This window comes from Pseudomonas avellanae BPIC 631 (genome assembly GCF_000444135.1).
GTDB lineage: Bacteria > Pseudomonadota > Gammaproteobacteria > Pseudomonadales > Pseudomonadaceae > Aquipseudomonas > Aquipseudomonas avellanae.
Map to the genome: position 1 here is coordinate 1 of NZ_ATDK01000172.1, position 649 is coordinate 649.

Sequence of the window (649 nt, forward strand, 5' to 3'; positions counted from 1 at the left end):
ATAAGATTTGTTTCCGTTAGTTGGTGGCTGATTTTTTCGAAAACAGTACACTAGCTGGGTAGGAATACTAGCATTTTACTTTGGTGTTTTTCTGCCATCTCTGCCCTACACCATTTTCATTATTGCCGTGGTCGGGTGGGTTCTTGGTGTTCTGCAAGCAGTTGTGGCTGCGCCACTTTGGGCGCTGATGCACATGACGCCAGAGCGATCTTTTGTCGGTTCGCAGACACAAGGTTATTTAATGCTGTTATCGCTGTTTGCTAGACCTGTACTGATCGTTTTCGGTTTGTTTGCAGCGATGGCAATAGCAAATCCAATCCTGCTGTATATCAGTAAAGCGTTTTGGGCAATGCACGCGGCCAATGTGACCAGTGCGGAATCTTTGGGCTGGTTTGTTGAGTTCTTCCAATGGCGCAACTGGTTAATCATGTATGGCCTGCTATTGCTGCCTGTCATCTACATGATCTTTGGGTTGTCGCAGACTTTGCCAGATGTGGTCTTGAAATGGATCGGCATCGGCATCGACTCTATGGGATCGACACAGGCCACTAGTGTACTGTTTTCGAAATAAGTTACCCATAACCTGCAAGCTAAGCTATTGATAAGATTTGAATTTTCCGTTAGTTGGTGGCTGATTTTTTCGAAAACA

At 45.3% G+C, this 649-nt stretch carries 1 protein-coding gene; it reads left to right on the forward strand.

Going from position 1 to position 649, the window contains the following annotated elements:
* The first annotated feature begins 64 nt into the window (after nt 1–64).
* Nucleotides 65–571: a DotA/TraY family protein gene (locus DW49_RS1000000129785; protein WP_430624357.1), complete on the forward strand. Its 507-nt coding sequence runs from the start codon at nt 65–67 to the stop codon at nt 569–571.
* Nucleotides 572–649 lie beyond the last annotated feature (78 nt).